A 19,501-nucleotide genomic window follows, 5' to 3' on the forward strand; every position below is an offset into this window, starting at 1 on the left:
TATAAAGTCCGAGTATTTAAGACTGTACCGCCTATATAAAAGCGTGGCCGAACGGATTTCCTGATGACTTCATAACAAATAGATTTTGGTATTTTCACCTTCCCTAACCCTAAATTTATGAGGCGTATATACTTTTTATCACTTGCATGTTTGAGCCTTGCACTTCGTGCTCAAGAACTGCCAAAATCTTTATTAACCACTCCAGAACTTAGTCAATATGAAAAAACATCGACTTATGCCGATGTGATCAATTTCATAGATGCTGTAACCAAAGGCTCTGATAAAGTGACCCGAATTTCGATGGGTACTAGTTTGGAAGGAAAAGATATTCCCGTGTTGGTTTTGGCTAGTCCGAAAATCAGTACTCCTGAAGAAGCCAAAGCTAGCGGCAAACCAATTATTTACATTCAAGGCAATATTCACTCTGGCGAAGTAGAAGGAAAAGAAGCGGTTCAAATTATGCTTCGCGAAATTCTTCATGGCGACAAAGGCTACTTGTTGGATAACCAAATCATTCTTTTCGTTCCTATTTACAATACCGATTCCAACGATAAAATGGAAGCTGGACGAAGACCTTCACAAGAAGATAGTCCTAAAGAAGTGGGAATCAGAGCCAACAGCCAAGGTTGGGACTTGAACCGCGATGGAATGAAGCAAGAGGCGATAGAAACACAAGGCCTTATTCAGAATATTATTGTGCCATGGGATCCAGCGCTTTTCGTTGACTTGCACACTACCAATGGTGTTTGGCATGGTTACTCCATCACTTGGGCGCCAAGCTACCACACGGCAGGTGAAAAAGCACCTTTCGATTATACTTGGGACAAGATTTTGCCAGAGATTACCGATCAGGTTAAAAAGAAGGACGATATATATTTTGGCCCTTACGGTTATTTCTATCCACAAAGAGATGGCTGGCCAATCAAATCCATTTACACTTACAATCACCACCCAAGGTATTTGGTAAATCAATTTGGTTTAAGAAACCGAATGGCAATTTTGAGTGAAGCTTTTGCTCATGAAAGACTTTATCAGCGAATCAATTCTACGCATGCTTTTGTGAGAGAAATTCTAGAATTCACCAATAAGCACGGCAAAGAAATGTTGAAAGTAAATGCTGAAGCTGAAGCTGCCGCCATTCAATTGGTAAAAGAACAAGGCGGAAAAGTCAGTAAAGGTGTTCGCTTCGAAATGACGCCAATGGAGGAAAAAATAGATGGCTACCGTCTTTATAACCACATTGTTTATGAAGAAACTGAAGGTAACAGACCTGGAAAACGCTATTTGAGAGAGCCTGAAATTATTGAATTACCTAATGTGGTAAACTACAGTGCGTTTACGCCAACCGCATCGGCCATTTTGCCAAAAGGCTATATTATTCCTGCCGAGTTCGCTCACATTGCAGAGCATTTGATGAACAACGGTGTTAAAGTGACTAAGCTTGAGAAAAACGTTCGCGCTACGGGTCAGGTTTACAAAGCCACTAAACTTGAACTTGCTGACCGACCCTTCGAAAAGCATAACATGGCCACGGTAGAAGGTACTTTTGAAAATACTACCAAACGCTTTAAAAAAGGAGATTATTGGGTGGATTTGGCTCAGCCGCTGGCCAATTTGATTTTCTATATGTTGGAAGCTGAATCAGATGATGGACTTGTGACTTGGAATTTCTTTGACGAGTACTTCCAGAAAAACGGCATTGAAAACCAAGCGGTTGAATATCCTATTTTCAAATATTTTGAATTGAAATAAGATGAAGAAAAGCCTATTCCCCTTGTTGGCTTCAGCCTTGCTTATTTCGGCTTGTGGCCCTAAAACCGAAAAGGAAAAAACGGATGCTACCGTAAAAAAAGAGACCATAAAAGAGCATGTCTATTTTTTGGCTTCTGATGAAATGAAAGGTAGAAATACCGGTTCACCAGAAATTTTGAAAGCGGCAGATTATATAGCGGATCAGCTAAAGGCTTACGGAGCCAAACCTGTTCCGGGAGCCGATGGCTATTTTCAGGCCGTACCTCTCAGAAAGAAAAGTGCGCCTACTGCAGCCACATTGGATTTCTCAGGTAAAAGTTTTGAGCTGAACACCGATTTACTAACCCTCGAAGGCCAAAGTGGAACATTTGAAGGCCAGATCGTTTTCTTGAACTACGCTTTAGAAGCCGATTATGAAGGCAAGGATGTTAAGGGCAAAATCGTGTTCGCTAAAATTGGCGATGGCGAAATGACCAATCTTCGTCAGGTAATGAACTTGAGCAGAAAAAAATATCAGCTAGCCGTTGATCATGGTGCAGCAGGTATAGTTGAGTTCTATAACCTGCCAGTTCCTTTTCAGCAAGTGGCTTCGCGATTTAGCGGAACCAACATCAGCATAGATGCCGATGGAGATGAAGGCAAGATTATTCCACAGCTTTGGCTTAAAGATGCCGACAATGCCACCCAAAGGTTTATGATGACCAAAAGCATAAAAACCGCTACCATCAATCTTGAGGGAATGATCAACGAACTCACTGGCGACAAAAATATTGTAGCGATGGTAGAGGGCACCGATCCTGAACTGAAGAATGAATTCATTATGTTTTCAGCTCATTACGATCATGTGGGTATTGGCACTCCTAACGAGGCTGGCGATTCTATTTACAACGGAACCCGAGATAACGCCATTGGAACGGTAACTGTACTTTCAGCTGCTGAAAATATTGGCAAATATCCGATGAAACGCTCAGCATATTTTGTGCTTTACACCGGAGAAGAAAAGGGACTTTTAGGCAGCCGTTGGATGGCCGATCACCCTGTAATTCCTAATAACGAAATCGTGTTTTGCTGGAATAGCGATAATGCTGGATATAATGATACGACTATCTCAACCATTGTTGGGCTTGAAAGAACTACCGCTGCACCTTTAATTAAAGAAGCAAATGAGGCTTACGGCCTAACGGCTATTGACGATCCTGCAGGTGAGCAAGGTTTGTTTGATAGATCGGACAATGTGAGTTTTGCTAGAAAGGGAATACCAGCGCCAACTTATAGCCTTGGTTTTACTGCTTTTGAAGGCGATGTTTTGAAATACTATCACCAGGCTGGCGATAATCCAGAAACCGTGGATTATGATTATTTATTCAAGTTTTTCAGCAGTTATGTATTAGCATCGCGTCTAATTGGTAATGCACCAGAAGCTCCTTTTTGGGTAGAAGGGGATAAATATTATGATTCGGGAAAAGAACTCTATGGAAAGGAGTAAACCTTTACCAAAAGAAAGATTACAAAAGGCCAATTCAGACACTTCTGAGTTGGTCTTTTGTGTTAAATATAAATTTTCTTTATTTATATTTAATTGTTTGAAGCCCCCGTTATTGTTTACAGTAAAAAAAGCTTTCAAGACTTTGAAGTAAAACTCACATGGCAAAAATCGATTTTTTAAAGAAGGCCGTTTTTATCCCCTTCTTCATTTTAACGTGTTGTCAAGGATCAGAAGAGAATGACGATCTTGTTTCCGTAAATGCAGAATCTTTTCCAGAGACCATTGACCTTACTTCTAGTATTGGAGTAGACTCCATTAAAACCCCTTCAGATTTATTCAGAGTAAACAGACTTGTATCTACAAGAAATCACATAATCGTGTATGAAAGCAGTAAAAAGGACACCCTTTTTAGAGTTTTTGACATGACCACAGGTGAGTATCAAGGCGGGTTTGGGTTTTCCGGACAAGGGCCATTAGATCTAGAGTTTGAACAGATTCAACAAAGTAGTATTTCCGTATTTGATGATGGCCTTTTTGTGGGTGACTTAAAAAGATTAAGGAAATATGAAATAGGGGGAGATAAAAAGCACATTTCATCAGCCGATGTTAGGTTAATGGAAACTTGGAGGATTCCAGATGAATTAGTTCAATTAGGAGGGGCTAATGTGCTTGGCGATAGCTTATTAATAGGAAGCATATTGTTTTCTAACAAACATTTTGTCACGTATAATATGAACAATAGCCAAATGGCAGATGTTCTCGAGTTCCCAAATAATCGTCCTGAAGTTCCTACAACAGCATCTTCTGTACTTTACCTAAACACTTATAACTCAAATATAGATAGAACTAAAGCCGCGATTGCCTACCGCTATTTCCCACAGATTAGGATTTATCAATTCAAAGATCAAAAATTCAAGGATATATACTTCAGCCCAAAAAATGAACAGATTAAGAACATAGAAGTTGACCAAAAGAAAAGTATAAATAGTTTGCCTTTGTATAACTATTACGGGAATGTTGAAGTGTCTGACAAAAGTATCTACGCACTTTACAGTGAACGGGTCTATGAATTTAGTGAAGGCTCACCTCCAACTAGGGTTCTATTCAATGAGCCTGAAATTCATAGATTTGATTGGAACGGTAAGCCAAAAACGAGAATAATATTACCACCGAATGCCTTTATATACTTTACCGTCACTCCAGATGATTCGTATCTGTACTTTGTCAAGCTAGATGTCGAGGATTATATTTTTAGGTATAAACTAAACTAAGGCTTCTTCAACTTCCCTTTAATCTCATTCAGCTTGAGTAATGCTTCTACGGGTGAAATGGTATTGATATCCAGATTTTCCAGAATCTCTTTGATTTCATTAAAAGTAGGATCGGCCTCGAAAAGATTAAGCTGGTAGTTGTTTTTAGGCATTTCTTTCAGCTTGTCCTCATTCTGGTTTCTGATTTTATCCTTTTCAAGGTGGTGCATAATTTCTGCCGCCCGAATCACAACAGGGTTTGGCATTCCGGCCATTTGCGCTACATGGATACCAAAACTATGCTCGCTGCCGCCTTCTTTTAACTTTCGCATAAAAATCACCTTGTTACCGACTTCCTTTACAGAAACATTAAAGTTCTTAATGGCAGGAAAGTCCTCCTGAAGTTGATTCAATTCGTGGTAATGAGTTGCAAAAAGCGTTTTAGGCTTGAATTTATCGTGATTGTGGAGGTATTCTACAATAGACCAAGCAATTGAAATACCATCGTAAGTACTGGTTCCACGACCGATTTCATCCATTAAAACCAAGCTACGATCGCTCAAATTGTTAAGAATGCTGGCCGTTTCGGTCATTTCTACCATAAAAGTAGACTCGCCTTTGGAAAGGTTATCGCTGGCTCCCACGCGGGTAAATACTTTATCGGTAATGCCCAAAGTAGCCGCTGAGGCAGGAACATAACAACCCATTTGTGCCATGAGAACAATCAAGGCGGTTTGGCGAAGCAAAGCCGATTTACCCGCCATGTTAGGTCCGGTAATGATTAATATCTGATGCGTTTGATCGTCCAGAAAAACATCGTTCGGAACGTATGTTTCCCCAACAGGCAATTGCTTTTCAATTACCGGATGGCGGCCTTCCTGAATGTCAATGATCATTTTATCATTGATTTGAGGTCGGCAGTAATGGTTGATTTGGGCTACCGTAGCGAAGGAAATAAGGCAATCCAGCATAGCCACAACCCTAGCGTTTTGCTGAACTTGAGCCGTATATTCCGAAGAAAAAGCCACAAGCTCGTTGAAAACTTGCTGTTCAATAACATGGATTTTATCCTCGGCAGTCAGAATTTTATCCTCGTATGTTTTCAGTTCTTCAGTGATATAGCGCTCGGCATTCACCAAAGTCTGCTTTCGAATCCATTCCGCAGGAACCTTGTCTTTATGAGAATTGGTGACTTCTAGGTAGTAACCGAAAACCTTGTTGTAAGCGATTTTAAGGGAAGAAATGCCAGTTTTAGCAGTTTCCCTTTGCTGGATTTGAAGCAAAAAGTCCTTTCCAGAATAGGCTATTTTGCGCAGTTCGTCTAGCTCATCATGAACGCCATCGCATACAATTCCTCCCTGATGAACCAACATTGGAGCATCTTCTTTCAATTCTTCTTTAATGCGTTGCAAAAGCTTTTCGCATGGATTGAGCTGGTCGGCAAGCGACTGAAGTGCTTTGTGCCCAGAATTGGCCAAATAACCTTGAATGGGTAGAATGTTTTCCAATGCCTTGCGAAGTTGATTCATTTCGCGTGGGTTAATTCTGCCTACCGCTACTTTAGAAATCAGCCTTTCCAAATCACCAATGGCTTTCAGGTGATTGCAAATCTGATCGCGGAGTTCGGCATTTTCACTAAAAGAATCTACGATAGAAAGTCTTTCTTCAATTCTGCTTTTTTCTTTCAAAGGCAAAACCATCCAGCGTTTCATCAAACGGCTACCCATGGGAGTAAAAGTTTGATCAAGCACTTCAATCAAAGGAACCCCGCCTTCTTGTTGAGGGTAAACCAACTCAAGATTGCGAATGGTGAACTTATCGAGCCAAACGTATTTGTCTTCTTCAATTCGGCTAATGGCCGCGATATGCTTTACCTCTTTATGCTCAGTTTCTTCCAAATAATAGAGAACCGCACCGGCTGCAATAATACCTAAGCTCATACTTTCGACCCCGAAGCCTTTTAGGTTTGAGGTTTCAAAATGGCTGGTTAGCCTTTCATAAGTATAATCGTAGGCATAAACCCAATCATCAATATGGTAAGTGTTATGAGCATCGGTAAACTTTGAATAAAAAGCTTCTTTGTCCGATTTCCTGAAAATGAATTCCGAAGGATTTAGGCTTTGAATCAGCTTATCGATGTAATCTTTAGAACCTTGCGCGGTTAAAAATTCGCCAGTAGAAAGATCGAGAAAAGCGATACCCACCTGATCTTTTTCGAAGAAGAGAGAAGCTAAATAGTTGTTTCGCTTTCTATCCAACACGTTATCGTTGAAAGAAAGGCCTGGAGTAACCAGTTCCGTTACGCCTCTTTTTACAATGCCTTTTACCGATTTAGGGTCTTCCAGCTGATCGCAAATAGCCACTCGATTTCCTGCCCTTACCAATTTTGGCAAGTAGCTGTCCAGAGAATGGTGTGGAAAACCAGCCAATTCTATATGGCTTGCCGAACCATTCGCTCTTTTGGTTAGCACAATGTCCAACACTTTGCTGGCCTTGATGGCATCTTCGCCAAAGGTTTCATAAAAGTCGCCCACACGAAACAGTAAAAGCGCACCCGGGTGCTTCGCCTTAATGGCGTTATACTGCTTCATTAATGGTGTTTCTTTTACTTCTTTGAATTTAGCCTTGGCCATAAATGAGGTTGATTTTAAGCTTCTTCAAAAATAGAAAAATACACTAGGGCTTTCTATTTATAAGAAGCAAAACTATTGAATTGCAGAGTTCGGTGAAATTCTTTCAGTATAAATCAAGAAAGTTTCTTTGCGTTTGCCCAGTTTGGCAAAAAACTAATCAATTAGTTTCTTCCGCCTCTTTTTCAAAATGAAAATACTTTTCTCGCTTTGACAGAATCAGGGCTTTGGTCTTGAACCTGAATCTTTGTTTCTGGAGCTCTACAGCAGTTTTTATGCTTTCGGCAAGTTTTTCTCATTAAGGGAAGGCATCTAAACAAAACAAAGAGTAGAGTTATGAAAAATCTAAAATCACTTATCGCAACAGTTGCTTTAGTTCCAGCTTTAATGCTCACAAGCTGTGACGACAGTTCCTCTTCAGATATGGAAGGCGGAAAAGGAATGGCTCGATTAGAGGCTACGGATGCAGCAGTAGATGCAGAAAATATTAGCGGTGTTTTCCTTTCGGTTCAGGAAGCACAATTTATGGCAGACGGACAAATCAAAAATTCAATCATGTTCGATTCGCCAAAGGAATTTAACCTTATGAGTTATCAAAACGGTGAAACCATCTTGCTTGGTGAAACCGATTTGGACGAAGGTTCTTACGATGGAGTTCGACTAATCTTGAATTCGGCTTCTCAGGCTTATGTAGAATTTAAAGATGGTACTACACAAGAAATTAAAGTGCCAAGTGGATCAACTTCAGGATATAAAGTGAATGGAGACTTTGATATTACAGCCAATGGAATGACTCAGGTTGTGGTAGATGTAGACTTAAGAAAAGCTTTGGTTAAAAGAGGAAATGGTGAATATAACTTAAGACCAACCGCTCGATTAATTACCAAAACCGAAACCGGAATGATTGAAGGTTCGGTAGATGATGAAGATATGCAAGGTGCCGATAGAGTAGTAGTTTATGCTTATTTGGAAGGTACTTATAGCGATTCGGAAATGAATGAGCCAGCTGATGGTAGCGCAAGATTCGAAGGTGCTATTAACAGTGCAATTACTGATGCAAACGGAAACTTTACTTTAGCCTTTATGCCAGAAGGTGATTATGAGCTAATTGTGGCTACTTATGGCGAAAGTGAAACTGACGATTCTTATGATTTTCAAACCGCTACACATGTAGAAGTTTCGATCGATGGAGAATTGACAGACATCTTCAAAGTAAAAGCTAATGCAGTAACCAGTTTGTGGGTTGACTTATTCAACTAGAATGTCTTAAGGTTTTAGCAAGGCTAAAACTAGCACAGAGCCCGAAGCTTCCAATCAACCTTTGGGCTCAACTACTAAAGGGGAATCTCATTGCGAGGTTTCCCTTAAGGAATATCGAGGATTAACGTCCTTACCTTAACCCCATGGGAACAGAAGCACGTTTGCTTTTCTTCCCGTGGTTCTAAACATAAAGAGCGCAATTGGGTTAAATTTACGGTAAACCGTTAAGGTCGATTTTTTTTCAATATCTGACTTTTTTAACGTTAGTCCGTAAATGACCCATTTCAAATTCAATAAGCGACTCACCCTAGCTTGGATTGTCAATTTTGCATTGATAATTCTCACCGTAGTTATTTCCATTGCTGGATTTAAAGCCTACCAGAGGCTGGATAATATGGTGGATGAGCTTCAGCAAAATGCTGAGCCAAATTATAATTTATTGATTCTGAAGGAAGTTTCCTTCTTGGTAAATGAAATGGAACGAGAAATAGACACATACCGCAGCGATTTAAGAGCAGAGAGCATGAGGGATTTCAACGAATCTCTAGACAACAGTCAATATTTGATTGATTCGTTGAAGAGTCGTTATAAAGACCCGGAACTAATGCGTTTGTGCGATTCGTTGTCTTATTTCATTAAAGAGAGGGCAAAAGTTCAAACCACTTTAGGCGCGGTTAGCTCCGATTTGCTAGCCAATACTTTGGACGACCTTACCAAAAGAATTGAGGAAATTCCGAAGGTAATGGCCGAAGCGGATACGGTTTCCGAAGAAGAGGAGAAAAGAGGATTCTTAAAAAGGATTTTCAAGAAAAAGAAGCCTGTGGATACCACCTCTAAACCTACACAATCAGAATTATTACAGAATGAAATCATGGAAGAACTGGCTAAGGCCAAAGAAGAAAGTGCAGAAAAAGATTCAGAATTACGATATGAACTCGCCTATTTGGAGAGGGAGTCGAGGGTTTTTCAAGACAAGATCATTGACGTCATTGACACCCTGGAGTTTGAGGAGCTTAAGCAAGGGCGGAACCATGTAAAAAGCATCCAGTCCCTAGCCAACGATACCAACAGAGAAGTCGTTATATTTTCGGCATTGTCAAGCGCTTTGCTACTGATCACACTCATTAGCCAACTGAATTATATAGGTAGAAATAGAAAATACCAAACTGCCCTTCGCGAAGCCAAAAAGAACGCTGAAGAACTGGCCGATGCCAAAGAGAAATTCTTAGCGAATATGAGCCACGAAATTCGCACGCCTATGAATGCCATTAGTGGTTTTACTAACCAGTTGCTCAAATCGAAAACCTCAGAGGAACAAAAGGAACAGCTCCAGATCATAAAAAGCTCTTCAGATCATTTGCTCCACTTATTGAACGATATTCTCGATTTTTCTAAGCTACAAGCCAATAAAGTGAGTTTGGAGAAATCAACTTTTGATTTGCAGCAATTGCTACACGAATCTGTTCGCCTTTTTGAAGACATGGCCACTGAAAAGGGTCTTCAGGTTAAAACAAACTTTGATGGCATCCCTCATTATGTAGTTGGCGATGCGCATCGGTTAAGGCAAATTCTCCTGAATTTGTTGCATAACGCCATCAAGTTCACAGATTCTGGCTATGTACAGTTAGGTGCTTCGGTGCTGATGACCACAGATAAAACCGTAACGCTTCGATTGTCGGTAAAAGATACAGGGATTGGCATACCCAAAGAGAAGCAAACTAGAATTTTCGAAGAGTTTGAGCAGGCAAATACCAGCGATCAATCGAAAGGGACAGGACTTGGTTTAGCCATTTCTTCAATGTTGGTGAAATTGCATAAAGGGCAGTTTAAAATTGAAAGCGTACCCAATCAGGGTACCGAAATGATTTTGCATATGCCTTACGAAATCAGCGATAAACAAAGTGGTACTTCTGAAGAAAATTCAATCAGTCAGGTGCAGTTGTCGGGGCTTTCTATTTTGGTAGCGGATGACGAACCTTTCAACTTAAAATTACTAGAAACCATTTTTGCTTCACACGATGTAACGTTGAAACAAGCCAAAGATGGAACTCAAGCTTTAGCGTTTCTACAGTCTCAGGCATTTGATATTGCGATTTTGGATGTGAAAATGCCTGGTTTAACGGGTTGGGAAGTTGTAAAACAAATCAGAGCAGGAAGGGGCGAAAATAGTAAAATCCCAATGGTGGCTTTAACAGCAACGGTGTCTGAACAAGAGCGAAAAGACAGCCTAAAGGCGGGTTTTAATAAGATTTTGAGAAAGCCATTTGATGAAAATGAACTGCTCGAATTAGTCCAAGCAATAACTTCTACTTCAAAGCGCAATGTTCAGAAAGTGGAGGCAGAAAATTCTGTGATAATGGAAGAGAAACCTCAATTTGATTTAAGCGGGCTTGAAGAAATGGGTGATGCGGATTTTGTGAGCGAAATGGTAGACATTTTCAAAGCAAGTTCGGCCCGAAGTATCGAAAACCTTAAAAAAGCGGTTCAGCTTAAAATAAGAGACAGCATACGAAATGAAGCTCACAAAATGCTTCCTCCAGCACGCCATTTAAGCGCTGTAGTGTTGGTGAAGGAGCTCGAAATTCTTCAGAAAAAGGCCGATAGCGAATCCTTTGATGAACTGGGTTTGAGAATTCAGAGAATTGAATCCCTTTATCAGTCCATCAAAGAAGCCTTAAAGGGTTAGCATTTAATGTTGCTGATTTAAGTTTTCTACTGGGTTTTTTCGAGTTACCTTCAGAGACTGATAGCTTACCGTAACCCAAGCCAAAGCCAGCATTAAAAACGCTGCCCCGACAAAGAGAAGCGGGCTTGGTTCTATGCGGTAAACAAACTCATTTAGCCATCCGCTAATCAGAAAATATGCTACAGGAATTGCCAAAACACAAGCAATGAATACCAGCTTTGTGAAGCTATTCAGTAAATTGAAGAATAGTTGTAAGCTGTTGGCTCCCAATATTTTCCTTATCCCCATTTCCTTTTTGCGTTGTTCTGCCATAAATGTGGCTAAACCGAAAAGACCAATAATGGCAATTACAATCGCCAAACCTGAAAATGAATTGATAAGCACCTTCATATTGTTTTCGCTGGCATACATGTTCTTATAATCTTCACTTACTAGTGATGCCACAAAGGGCTGACCTCCGGAATGTTCTTGCCAAGCTTCTTGAACAGTAGCCATGGCTTCCGAAGGCTTTCCGTTAAAGCGAATAGAAAGCGTCCAAGGAGTACTTCCTTTATAGAAAATCAAGGGTTTTATGGTTTCCCGAACTGAGGCATAGTGAAAATCCTTGACCACACCCACAACTCGAACATCAATGTTTTTTTGGCCAGAAGTTAAAATGAGCGCAGAGTTTAAAGGTTCGGCTAAATTGAGAGCCTTTACCGCGGTTTCATTCAGAATAATGGAGAAAGTAGCCGAAGAATCATTTGTGTAATTAAAATCTTCACCGTCCAAAAACTCTATGTCCCAAGTTTTGAAATAGTCCTTTTGAATGGGCCACGCTTGAGTTGTGATGGTTTCATCAATTTGTGAATCATCTCTTCTTTTCAAAAAAACTTCAGATCTATCTCCAGCCACAGGCACGTAATCTCCCAAGGAAATTGACTCAATATTGGGTTGCTGCGAAAGCTTATTTTTCAAGGCTTCACTGTTGGGTTGATAGCGGTTCAAGTCCATAATTCCGACTTTAATCACTTGGTTTTTATTGAAGCCGAGCTCCATTTCAGAAATGTAATTCAACTGATTGTTCACAACCAAAGTGGCAATGATCAGAACAGTAGAAATGGCAAATTGAAAAACTACCAAGCTTCCTCTTAGCCAGCTATCATGAGTTTGAAGTTGGTTTTGGCCTTTCAATGTTTTAATCGGTTTGAAAGAACTGAGCAAAAATGCAGGATAAGCGCCTGCGAAAAGGCCTAAGACAATGGAGCCGATGAGCATGATTAACCAAAGTGGAGGGGTTCCTCCAAAAGGTTGGGCGATTTCTTTTCCAGCCAATTGATTAAAGCTGGGCAAAACTAAGGCTACTATAACAGCAGCAAAGGCCACCGATAACACGCTAAAAAGTGTAGATTCAAATAGAAATTGGCTAACCAGCTGACGCCTTTGAGAGCCAATTACCTTTCTTACGCCCACTTCTTTACCCCGAATTGCAGCGCGTGCTGTGCTCAAGTTCACAAAGTTGATACAGGCCACAACCAAAATAATAAGGCCAATCATTGAAATTGTGCGAACCGTTGTGATACTTCCGTTGGGTAGAATTTCTCGGGATAAATTCGATTTGAGATGAATGTCAGTTAATGGTTGAAGGTAGAAGTGAGCATGATTTCCATTCGACTGAATTTCATCGGCTGGGACTTGAAGCGTCTGTTCAATGATTGGAGCTACATGTGAAGCAATGGTTTCATCAATCTTCCTTTCTACCTCTTCTGGGGAAGCTCCCGATTTCAGTTTGATGTAGGTATAAGAATTGTTCGACATCCAAGTATAGTCTTCAGCATATCTTGAATCTTGATACATAACCGACATCATAAAGTCGAACTTTACGTGACCATTATCAGGCATGTCTTTAAAAATGCCCTTGATGATAAATGGCGTGTTGTTATAGGTTACGGTTTGTCCAAAAGCTTCTTTTCCTGGAAACAAATGCGCTGCCATTGATTCCGAAATAACTGCTGTTTTTGGCTCGTCAAGAGCGTTTTTGGGATTGCCTTGAAGAAAATCAATGGTGAAAATGGAAAGGATTTCAGTGGTAGCGTAGGTTGCATTTTTGATTTGATATTGCTGAGAGCCCAAATCCACCACCGATGTGAAATTGCCGATCATCAACCTGCCCGCAGTTTCAATTTCAGGAATGGTTTCTTCGATATAAGCCGCCATTAAATTGGGTGTAATGGGGTTATGAATTTGGCGATCGCCCAACTTAAAGTCGGTTACGATTCTGAAGATTCTGTCGTGATCTTTGTTGTATCGATCGTAAGAAAATTCATCTCTTACGAATAGAAATATGAACAGGGCTGCGGCTACGCCCAAGGAAAGCCCCATCAGGTTTAAAAATGAATAGAACTTGTTGCGCTCAATAACCCTTCTGGCAATGGTAAAATGATTTCTGAACATGACAATTCGGTTTGAGTTTTTGCTTCTTCTTTTAAAGGCAAATGGGCGTAGGAATTGAAACAAATGATACCAATAGACCAAATTGGCTTTCCATCTGCTCGAACTTTTTCTTTGTTCTTGGTAGAATTCGAAAAGGTCTCCTTCTATTTCTTCAACCAATTCTTCGGTACAAAACCAGTAGAGAAATTTAACAGCCCATTTAGGAGGATTGAAATTGGCTTTTGGATTAGATTTTTCCATAGTCTAAAGACTTCCAGGCCAATTCTGGAATTTGATTGTACAATGAATTGCGGAGCTCTCGGTTTTTTTCCACGGCTTTTTTCCCAGCATTGGTAATGCTAAAAATTCGCTTTCTTCGGCCGCCTCTTTCATGGGTTCCGGCCGCCAGTTCAGACTTCACAAAACCTTTGTCTTCCAAACGGTTTAAGGCAGAATGCACAGCGCCAATCGCCACTTTTCGGCCAGTTTGGCTAATGATTTCTTCGCGGATGTTGAGACCATAGGCATCGGTATATAAAACACCAATAACCAAAAGCACCAGCTCTTCGAATTCACCTAGTTGAGTTCCCTTCATTGATAATCAATTTTCGTAAATGTAGAATAAATGATCAATTTCTACAAATATGAAATTTGATGCGAAATGAAATGTGTTCTAGAAGGTTATTTTAAGTGGATTACCCTTCCTTCTGCTTCTGCTTTTTTATCCAAACGAGCACCAATGGCAATTCCTATGGGCATACCAATCGGAAGGCCGATACTAGAAAAAGCAAAATTGTCGATGGCTATGGCGAAAAGAAATCCAATGGGAAGCCCAAAAGCTGCCATACCAATGGCCAACCACATGTTTTGATAGTGTTTTGGGGTTACGATGTTGTGGTTTTTGGAAAGCGTCATTAAAAATCGGCTTTTGAGGCTTAGCAGCTGTTTCAGTTTTAGCTCAGGGTGGCGGAGTTGAGTTTGCAATTCAGTGATCAGCTCTTCAAACTCATGGGCCTTGATTTTTTTAGCTTCTAAGGCTTCAAAAAGTTTGATCATTTCTTGAAGTACATCATGGCAGGATGAATTCTTGGGTCTGTCCTTTTCTTGATGAAGTTTCTGAAGAATTGATTCGTATGAGTTCATATTCAAAGGTAAGTATTTCAGGTTTCTCCATAAGATGAATCTATTGGAAGGGGTTACCTATAGGTAAGCGGTATTTTTTGCTTCCGTTGAAATTATTTTTAAATCACTTCGGTTAAAAACTGGGCAATCTTCTGCCCTTTCATTTTAAATCAAATCACATAACATATGTCTGAAAGTAAATTATTCACTGCATTTTCTTTGGGTTCTATTGAGCTTAAAAATAGAGTGGTTATGGCTCCCATGACCCGCTCAAGAGCCGTAGAGAATGGTAAGGCCAATGCCCTAATGGCTGAATATTATGAGCAAAGATCAGGAGCAGGTTTAATCATAACCGAAGGTGTTTCGCCTTCGCCAAATGGAACAGGGTATTCTAGAATTCCTGGGCTTTTTAACTCAGAACAAACCGAAAGCTGGAAACAAATTGCGGAAAGAGTTCATGCGAAAGGCTCTAAAATCTTTATGCAATTGATGCATACTGGTCGAGTAACGCATATTGATAATCTGCCAGAAAATGGCCGTGTAGTAGCGCCAAGTGCTATTCCTTTGGGTGGAGAAATCTATGTAGATAATCAAGGCATGTTATCTTATTCTGAGCCTGCCGCAATGACTACTGAAGAGGTGAAACAAACCATTCAAGAGTATATTCAGGCTGCAAAAAATGCGATTGAAGCTGGCTTGGATGGCGTTGAGATTCATGGTGCAAATGGCTATTTGGTAGAACAATTTTTGAATCCAAAGGCCAATCATCGTGCGGATGAATATGGCGGAAGCCTTGAAAATCGCTCTAGGTTTGCTATCGAAATTGCTCAAGGAATTGCCGATGCTATGGGAAAAGACCACGTAGGTATTCGAATTTCACCTTACGGTGCTTTTAACGACATGGGCGCTTTTGATGGGGTAGACGATCAATATGAATACTTGATAAAACAACTGAGCGAAATTGGAATTGCTTATGTGCATGTTGTTGATCATTCTCATATGGGAGCACCTGAAGTACCCAACCGTATTAAAGAAATCATCAGAAATAACTTTAAGGGTGCTTACATTTTAAGTGGAGGCTATGATAGAGCTAGAGCCGAAGCTGACTTAGAGGCCGACAAAGGTGATTTAGTTGCTTTCGGTGTACCTTTCTTGGCTAACCCTGATTTGGTAACTCGCCTGAAGGAAGGCCATGAATTGAATGCACCAGATCAAGGCACGTTCTATACGCCTGGAGAAAAAGGCTATACAGATTACCCAACAGTAGCATAAATAAAAGGGCCAGTTGAAATATTCAACTGGCCCTTTTTTAAAGCGATTACCAACTGCCTCCGGAACCTCCTCCTCCAAAGGAGCCGCCACCGAAGCCGCCAAAGCCACCGCCTCCTCCGCCACCGAAACCTCCTCCGCCTCCACGGAAGTTGTCCCAGTGATCATTATCTCTGTGGTTTCCTCCACTGCCCATCATAAGCCATATCCACCATGGAATACCTCTTGAGCCAATGCCTCTTTTTCTTCTACTGCCTACAATGCCAGGAATGATAAAGAAGAAAAGGAAGAAGACGATGAAAATAGGAAACTTATTCCCTTTTCCATTTGAAGACCTACCTCTTGAAAGCTGATCGGCTTTATATTCTCCTGAAGCCAATTTGAAAATCACATCAGTTGCATCATCCAATCCCTTATAGAAATTGCCTTCTTTGAAACGAGGGTTCATATACTCTTCTCTGATGGTGTAAGTTGCCGCATCGGTTATAGCTCCTTCCATACCATAGCCTGTAACAATGGCTGCTTTTCTATCATTGATAGAAACTACAATAAATACTCCGTTGTCTTTATTGGCTTGGCCAACACCCCATTTTTGACCAGTACGCTGAGCAAAATCGACAACTTCATAGCCATTCAATGAATTCACGATCAAAATGGCAATTTGAGTAGAAGTTGTGTCTTGATAATTTCGAAGTTTATTTTCGAGTTTATTTACTTCCGATCTGCTAAGTGTTTTTTCAGTTAGGTCATTCACTAATCGTGGAGGGTTGGGTTTATCAGGAATACCCGATTGAGCGAAAATAAGGCTTTGAACAAAAAGAAAGAGTAAGGCTATTGAATATCGCATGCTAGTTTTTTCCAAATGAAATTTCGTCTGAGAGTTCGTTTTTATCATCGCTTTGGTAAGGGAAGAAAGTTTTAAGCTTTTCGCCTGAACAAAGAATGCCTTCTACCAAACCTTCTGTTAGCTTACCTTCTTTGAATTTGCCCAACATTTTGCCTTTGGTTTCATCCCAAAAATCGTCACCAACTTTTTGATTTATACCAGCATCTCCAATAATGGCAAAGCGGTGATCTTTCACCGCCATGTAAATTAAAACCCCATTTCTAGATGCTGTTTCGTGCATTTTCAATTGCGCAAAAACCTGAGCAGCCCTATCCAGTACATTTTCTTTTTTACAGTAATTTTCAAGGTGAACCCTGATTTCTCCACTGGTATTTAGTTCTGCCTGCTGAATTGCTTCTTTGATTTTGCGCTTTTGTTCGCTGCTAAATTGTTCTTCTGCCATGAATTAGAATTTAACTTCAGGTGCAGTTTCTGAACCTGCTGTTGCTTGAAAATATCCCTTTCTTTCAAAACCTGACATGTTGGCGATTATGCTACGCGGAAAAGTTCTGATTTTGGTATTGTACTCCTGAACAGCATTGTTGAAGTTTCTTCTTTCAACCGCAATTCGGTTTTCTGTGCCTTCTAGTTGAACTTGAAGTTGGCTAAACTGCTGGCTGGCTTTTAAATCTGGATAACGTTCTACGCTAACTAACAATCGGCCTAAGGCTGAGCTTAAACCTTGTTGTGCTTGCTCAAATTGAGCAATAGCATCAGGAGATAGATTTTCTGGATTTACATTGATTGAAGTTGCTTTAGCTCTAGCCTCAATTACATTGGTAAGGGTTTCTTGCTCAAAATCTGCGTAACCTTTTACCGTATTTACCAAGTTCGGAATCAAATCCGATCTGCGTTGGTATTGGTTTTCTACTTGAGACCATGCTCCGCTAATACTTTCTTCAGAGGTTACCATTCCATTATATGTGCCTTTGAACCATGAGTAGCCTCCAAATAAAAGAACGACTACAATGATTAATACGATCCACTTTGTTTTCATAGTTTATTTTATGCTTTGATTATAAGGTACAACTCTTTGTGCGCAAGAATATATGCTAAGATTATTTTCGGACGATATGGCAGATAAGCGTAATGAATTGACGATTGGAGCTTTCAAAATGGCTAATCTTACCATCGCTTTGTGATGGATTTAATACTTTTTCATTTATCCTCTCAACTTTTGGGTTGAAAGAAGTCCATTCTAATTAGAAGTAAATTCAAAGGTACTTCTCACCATTTTCCTTTAGGCTTACAAAGTATGAAAACCTAACTTTGAAAGCAGCGCAAAAGCAAATAAGATGAATAACGAATCTTTTAGAAAGCATGCCCACGAACTTGTGGATTGGATGGCCGATTATCTGGAGAATGTAGAGCAGTATCCGGTAATGTCGCAAGTTAAACCGGGCGATATTAAGGCTCAGATTCCCAATCAAGGGCCAGCTCAACCTGAAAATTTCGATGATATTTTCTCAGATTTTAAGGAGAAGATCATGCCGGGTATTACCCATTGGGAAAGCCCCAATTTTATGGCCTATTTTCCTGGTAATAAAAGTGCGCCTTCGATTTTGGGCGAAATGCTTACCGCTACTTTGGGCGCTCAATGCATGATTTGGCTTACTTCGCCAGCAGCAGCCGAACTTGAAGAACAAATGATGGAATGGCTCAGAGATATGCTCGCTTTGCCAAAAACCTTTACGGGCGTTATTCAAGATACAGCCTCTACGGCTACTTTGTGTGCCATTCTAACCGCCCGCGAAAAGGCTTCAAATTATAGTGTGAATGAAAATGGATTTTCTGGCAGCGAGCAATTCGTGGTTTACGCTTCTAACCAAATTCATTCTTCAATTGATAAGGCCGTTAAAATTGCGGGCATAGGTTCGGCCAATTTGCGTAAGGTAGATGTTGATGAGAATTTTGCGCTCAAACCGAGTCATTTGATAGAACTGATTCAAGCCGATATTGCTTTGGGCAAAAAACCGCTTTGTGTAGTTTCGGCTTTGGGCACTACCAGCACCACCGCCATTGACCCAATTGAGGAGGTTTCTAAGATTTGTAAAAAGTATAACCTTTGGCATCATGTGGATGCAGCTTATGCCGGAACCGCTTTGGTGCTTCCTGAAATGCGATGGATGGCCAAAGGCGTTGAAAACGCTGATTCCTTTGTTTTCAACCCACACAAATGGATGTTTACCAATTTTGACTGTTCTGCTTATTATGTGAAAGATCCGGTAGCCTTAATTAACACTTTCACCATTTCCCCTGATTACCTAAAAACGTCTGTGGATGGAGAAGTGAAAAACTTCAGAGATTGGGGCGTTCCTTTAGGTAGAAGATTTAGAGCGTTAAAGCTTTGGTTCGTGATTCGCGAGATGGGAATTGAAGGCATTCAAGAGAAAATCAGAAAGCATATTGAAATTGGCCAATGGTTGAAATCGCAAATCGAAGATCATCCCCATTTTGAATTGTTGGCGCCAGTTCCGCTAAATACGGTTTGCTTTAGGTTTCACTCTCAATTACCAGAAAAGGAATTGGATCATTTGAACGAAACGATCATGAATAGGGTGAATGCTACTGGCAAGCTCTTTTTCGCCCAAACCAAACTGAATGACAAGTTTGCCTTGCGTTTAGCTTTTGGCAATACAAATTTAGAGCATAAACATGTTGAGAATGCCTGGAATCTTATTTTAGAAATTACTCAGGAAGTTTTGGCAGAGTCGGAATGAAAATTCGACTGGCTGAAAACCACGAAAC

The 19,501-nt window shown here is 40.4% G+C and carries 14 protein-coding genes; 7 read left to right on the forward strand and 7 right to left on the reverse strand.

Annotated features, from left to right (window positions below):
- Positions 1-117: 117 nt before the first annotated feature.
- The 3 genes from ACXACJ_RS19760 (at position 118) to ACXACJ_RS19770 (ending at position 4,509) form a co-directional block, all read left to right on the forward strand.
- Complete coding sequence (locus ACXACJ_RS19760) at positions 118-1,752, forward strand: M14 family metallopeptidase (RefSeq protein WP_475136152.1); 1,635 nt, start codon at positions 118-120, stop codon at positions 1,750-1,752.
- 1 nt (position 1,753) lies between these two features.
- Positions 1,754-3,238 (forward strand): M28 family peptidase, encoded by a 1,485-nt coding sequence (locus ACXACJ_RS19765; RefSeq protein WP_475136153.1) that lies wholly within the window; start codon positions 1,754-1,756, stop codon positions 3,236-3,238.
- Between the two features lie 158 nt (positions 3,239-3,396).
- A complete protein-coding gene (locus tag ACXACJ_RS19770; RefSeq protein WP_475136154.1) occupies positions 3,397-4,509 on the forward strand; it encodes a BF3164 family lipoprotein in 1,113 nt (370 codons plus the stop codon).
- Here the strand turns inward: ACXACJ_RS19770 and mutS are convergent.
- The gene (gene mutS / locus ACXACJ_RS19775; RefSeq protein WP_475136155.1) at positions 4,506-7,121 is read right to left on the reverse strand and encodes a DNA mismatch repair protein MutS; all 2,616 of its coding nucleotides are present in this window, start codon (positions 7,119-7,121) and stop codon (positions 4,506-4,508) included. The genes ACXACJ_RS19770 and mutS overlap by 4 nt on opposite strands.
- A gap of 333 nt (positions 7,122-7,454) precedes the next feature.
- Between mutS and ACXACJ_RS19780 the strand changes: the two genes are divergently transcribed.
- The gene (locus ACXACJ_RS19780; RefSeq protein ID WP_475136156.1) at positions 7,455-8,378 is read left to right on the forward strand and encodes a DUF4382 domain-containing protein; all 924 of its coding nucleotides are present in this window, start codon (positions 7,455-7,457) and stop codon (positions 8,376-8,378) included.
- A gap of 274 nt (positions 8,379-8,652) precedes the next feature.
- A complete protein-coding gene (locus ACXACJ_RS19785; protein ID WP_475136157.1) occupies positions 8,653-11,064 on the forward strand; it encodes a hybrid sensor histidine kinase/response regulator in 2,412 nt (803 codons plus the stop codon).
- 3 nt (positions 11,065-11,067) lie between these two features.
- Here the strand turns inward: ACXACJ_RS19785 and ACXACJ_RS19790 are convergent, their stop codons facing one another.
- From ACXACJ_RS19790 to ACXACJ_RS19800, 3 genes are all read right to left on the reverse strand, one after another.
- Positions 11,068-13,737 carry an ABC transporter permease gene (locus ACXACJ_RS19790; RefSeq protein WP_475136158.1) on the reverse strand — a complete coding sequence of 890 codons (2,670 nt, stop codon included), beginning with the start codon at positions 13,735-13,737 and terminating at the stop codon, positions 11,068-11,070.
- Positions 13,724-14,071, reverse strand: a complete 348-nt coding sequence (locus ACXACJ_RS19795; RefSeq protein WP_475136159.1) for a PadR family transcriptional regulator — start codon at positions 14,069-14,071, stop codon at positions 13,724-13,726. Before ACXACJ_RS19795 ends, ACXACJ_RS19790 begins: the two co-directional genes overlap by 14 nt.
- Before the next feature lie 86 nt (positions 14,072-14,157).
- Positions 14,158-14,619, reverse strand: a complete 462-nt coding sequence (locus ACXACJ_RS19800) for a hypothetical protein (RefSeq protein WP_475136160.1) — start codon at positions 14,617-14,619, stop codon at positions 14,158-14,160.
- Between the two features lie 165 nt (positions 14,620-14,784).
- Between ACXACJ_RS19800 and ACXACJ_RS19805 the strand changes: the two genes are divergently transcribed.
- Complete coding sequence (locus ACXACJ_RS19805) at positions 14,785-15,870, forward strand: alkene reductase (RefSeq protein ID WP_475136161.1); 1,086 nt, start codon at positions 14,785-14,787, stop codon at positions 15,868-15,870.
- Between the two features lie 46 nt (positions 15,871-15,916).
- Here ACXACJ_RS19805 and ACXACJ_RS19810 read toward each other — a convergent pair whose 3' ends face one another.
- The 3 genes from ACXACJ_RS19810 to ACXACJ_RS19820 are packed head-to-tail and all read right to left on the reverse strand — an operon-like array spanning position 15,917 to position 17,750.
- Positions 15,917-16,714 (reverse strand): TPM domain-containing protein, encoded by a 798-nt coding sequence (locus ACXACJ_RS19810; RefSeq protein WP_475136162.1) that lies wholly within the window; start codon positions 16,712-16,714, stop codon positions 15,917-15,919.
- A 1-nt stretch (position 16,715) separates the two neighbouring features.
- Positions 16,716-17,156 (reverse strand): TPM domain-containing protein, encoded by a 441-nt coding sequence (locus tag ACXACJ_RS19815; protein WP_475136163.1) that lies wholly within the window; start codon positions 17,154-17,156, stop codon positions 16,716-16,718.
- Between the two features lie 3 nt (positions 17,157-17,159).
- On the reverse strand, positions 17,160-17,750 hold the full coding sequence (locus ACXACJ_RS19820) for a LemA family protein (protein ID WP_475136164.1): 591 nt from the start codon (positions 17,748-17,750) through the stop codon (positions 17,160-17,162).
- Between the two features lie 298 nt (positions 17,751-18,048).
- Between ACXACJ_RS19820 and ACXACJ_RS19825 the strand changes: the two genes are divergently transcribed.
- Positions 18,049-19,473, forward strand: a complete 1,425-nt coding sequence (locus ACXACJ_RS19825; RefSeq protein ID WP_475136165.1) for a pyridoxal phosphate-dependent decarboxylase family protein — start codon at positions 18,049-18,051, stop codon at positions 19,471-19,473.
- The last annotated feature ends 28 nt before the right edge of the window (positions 19,474-19,501 follow it).

This window comes from Roseivirga sp. AWQ4_251 (assembly GCF_056158225.1).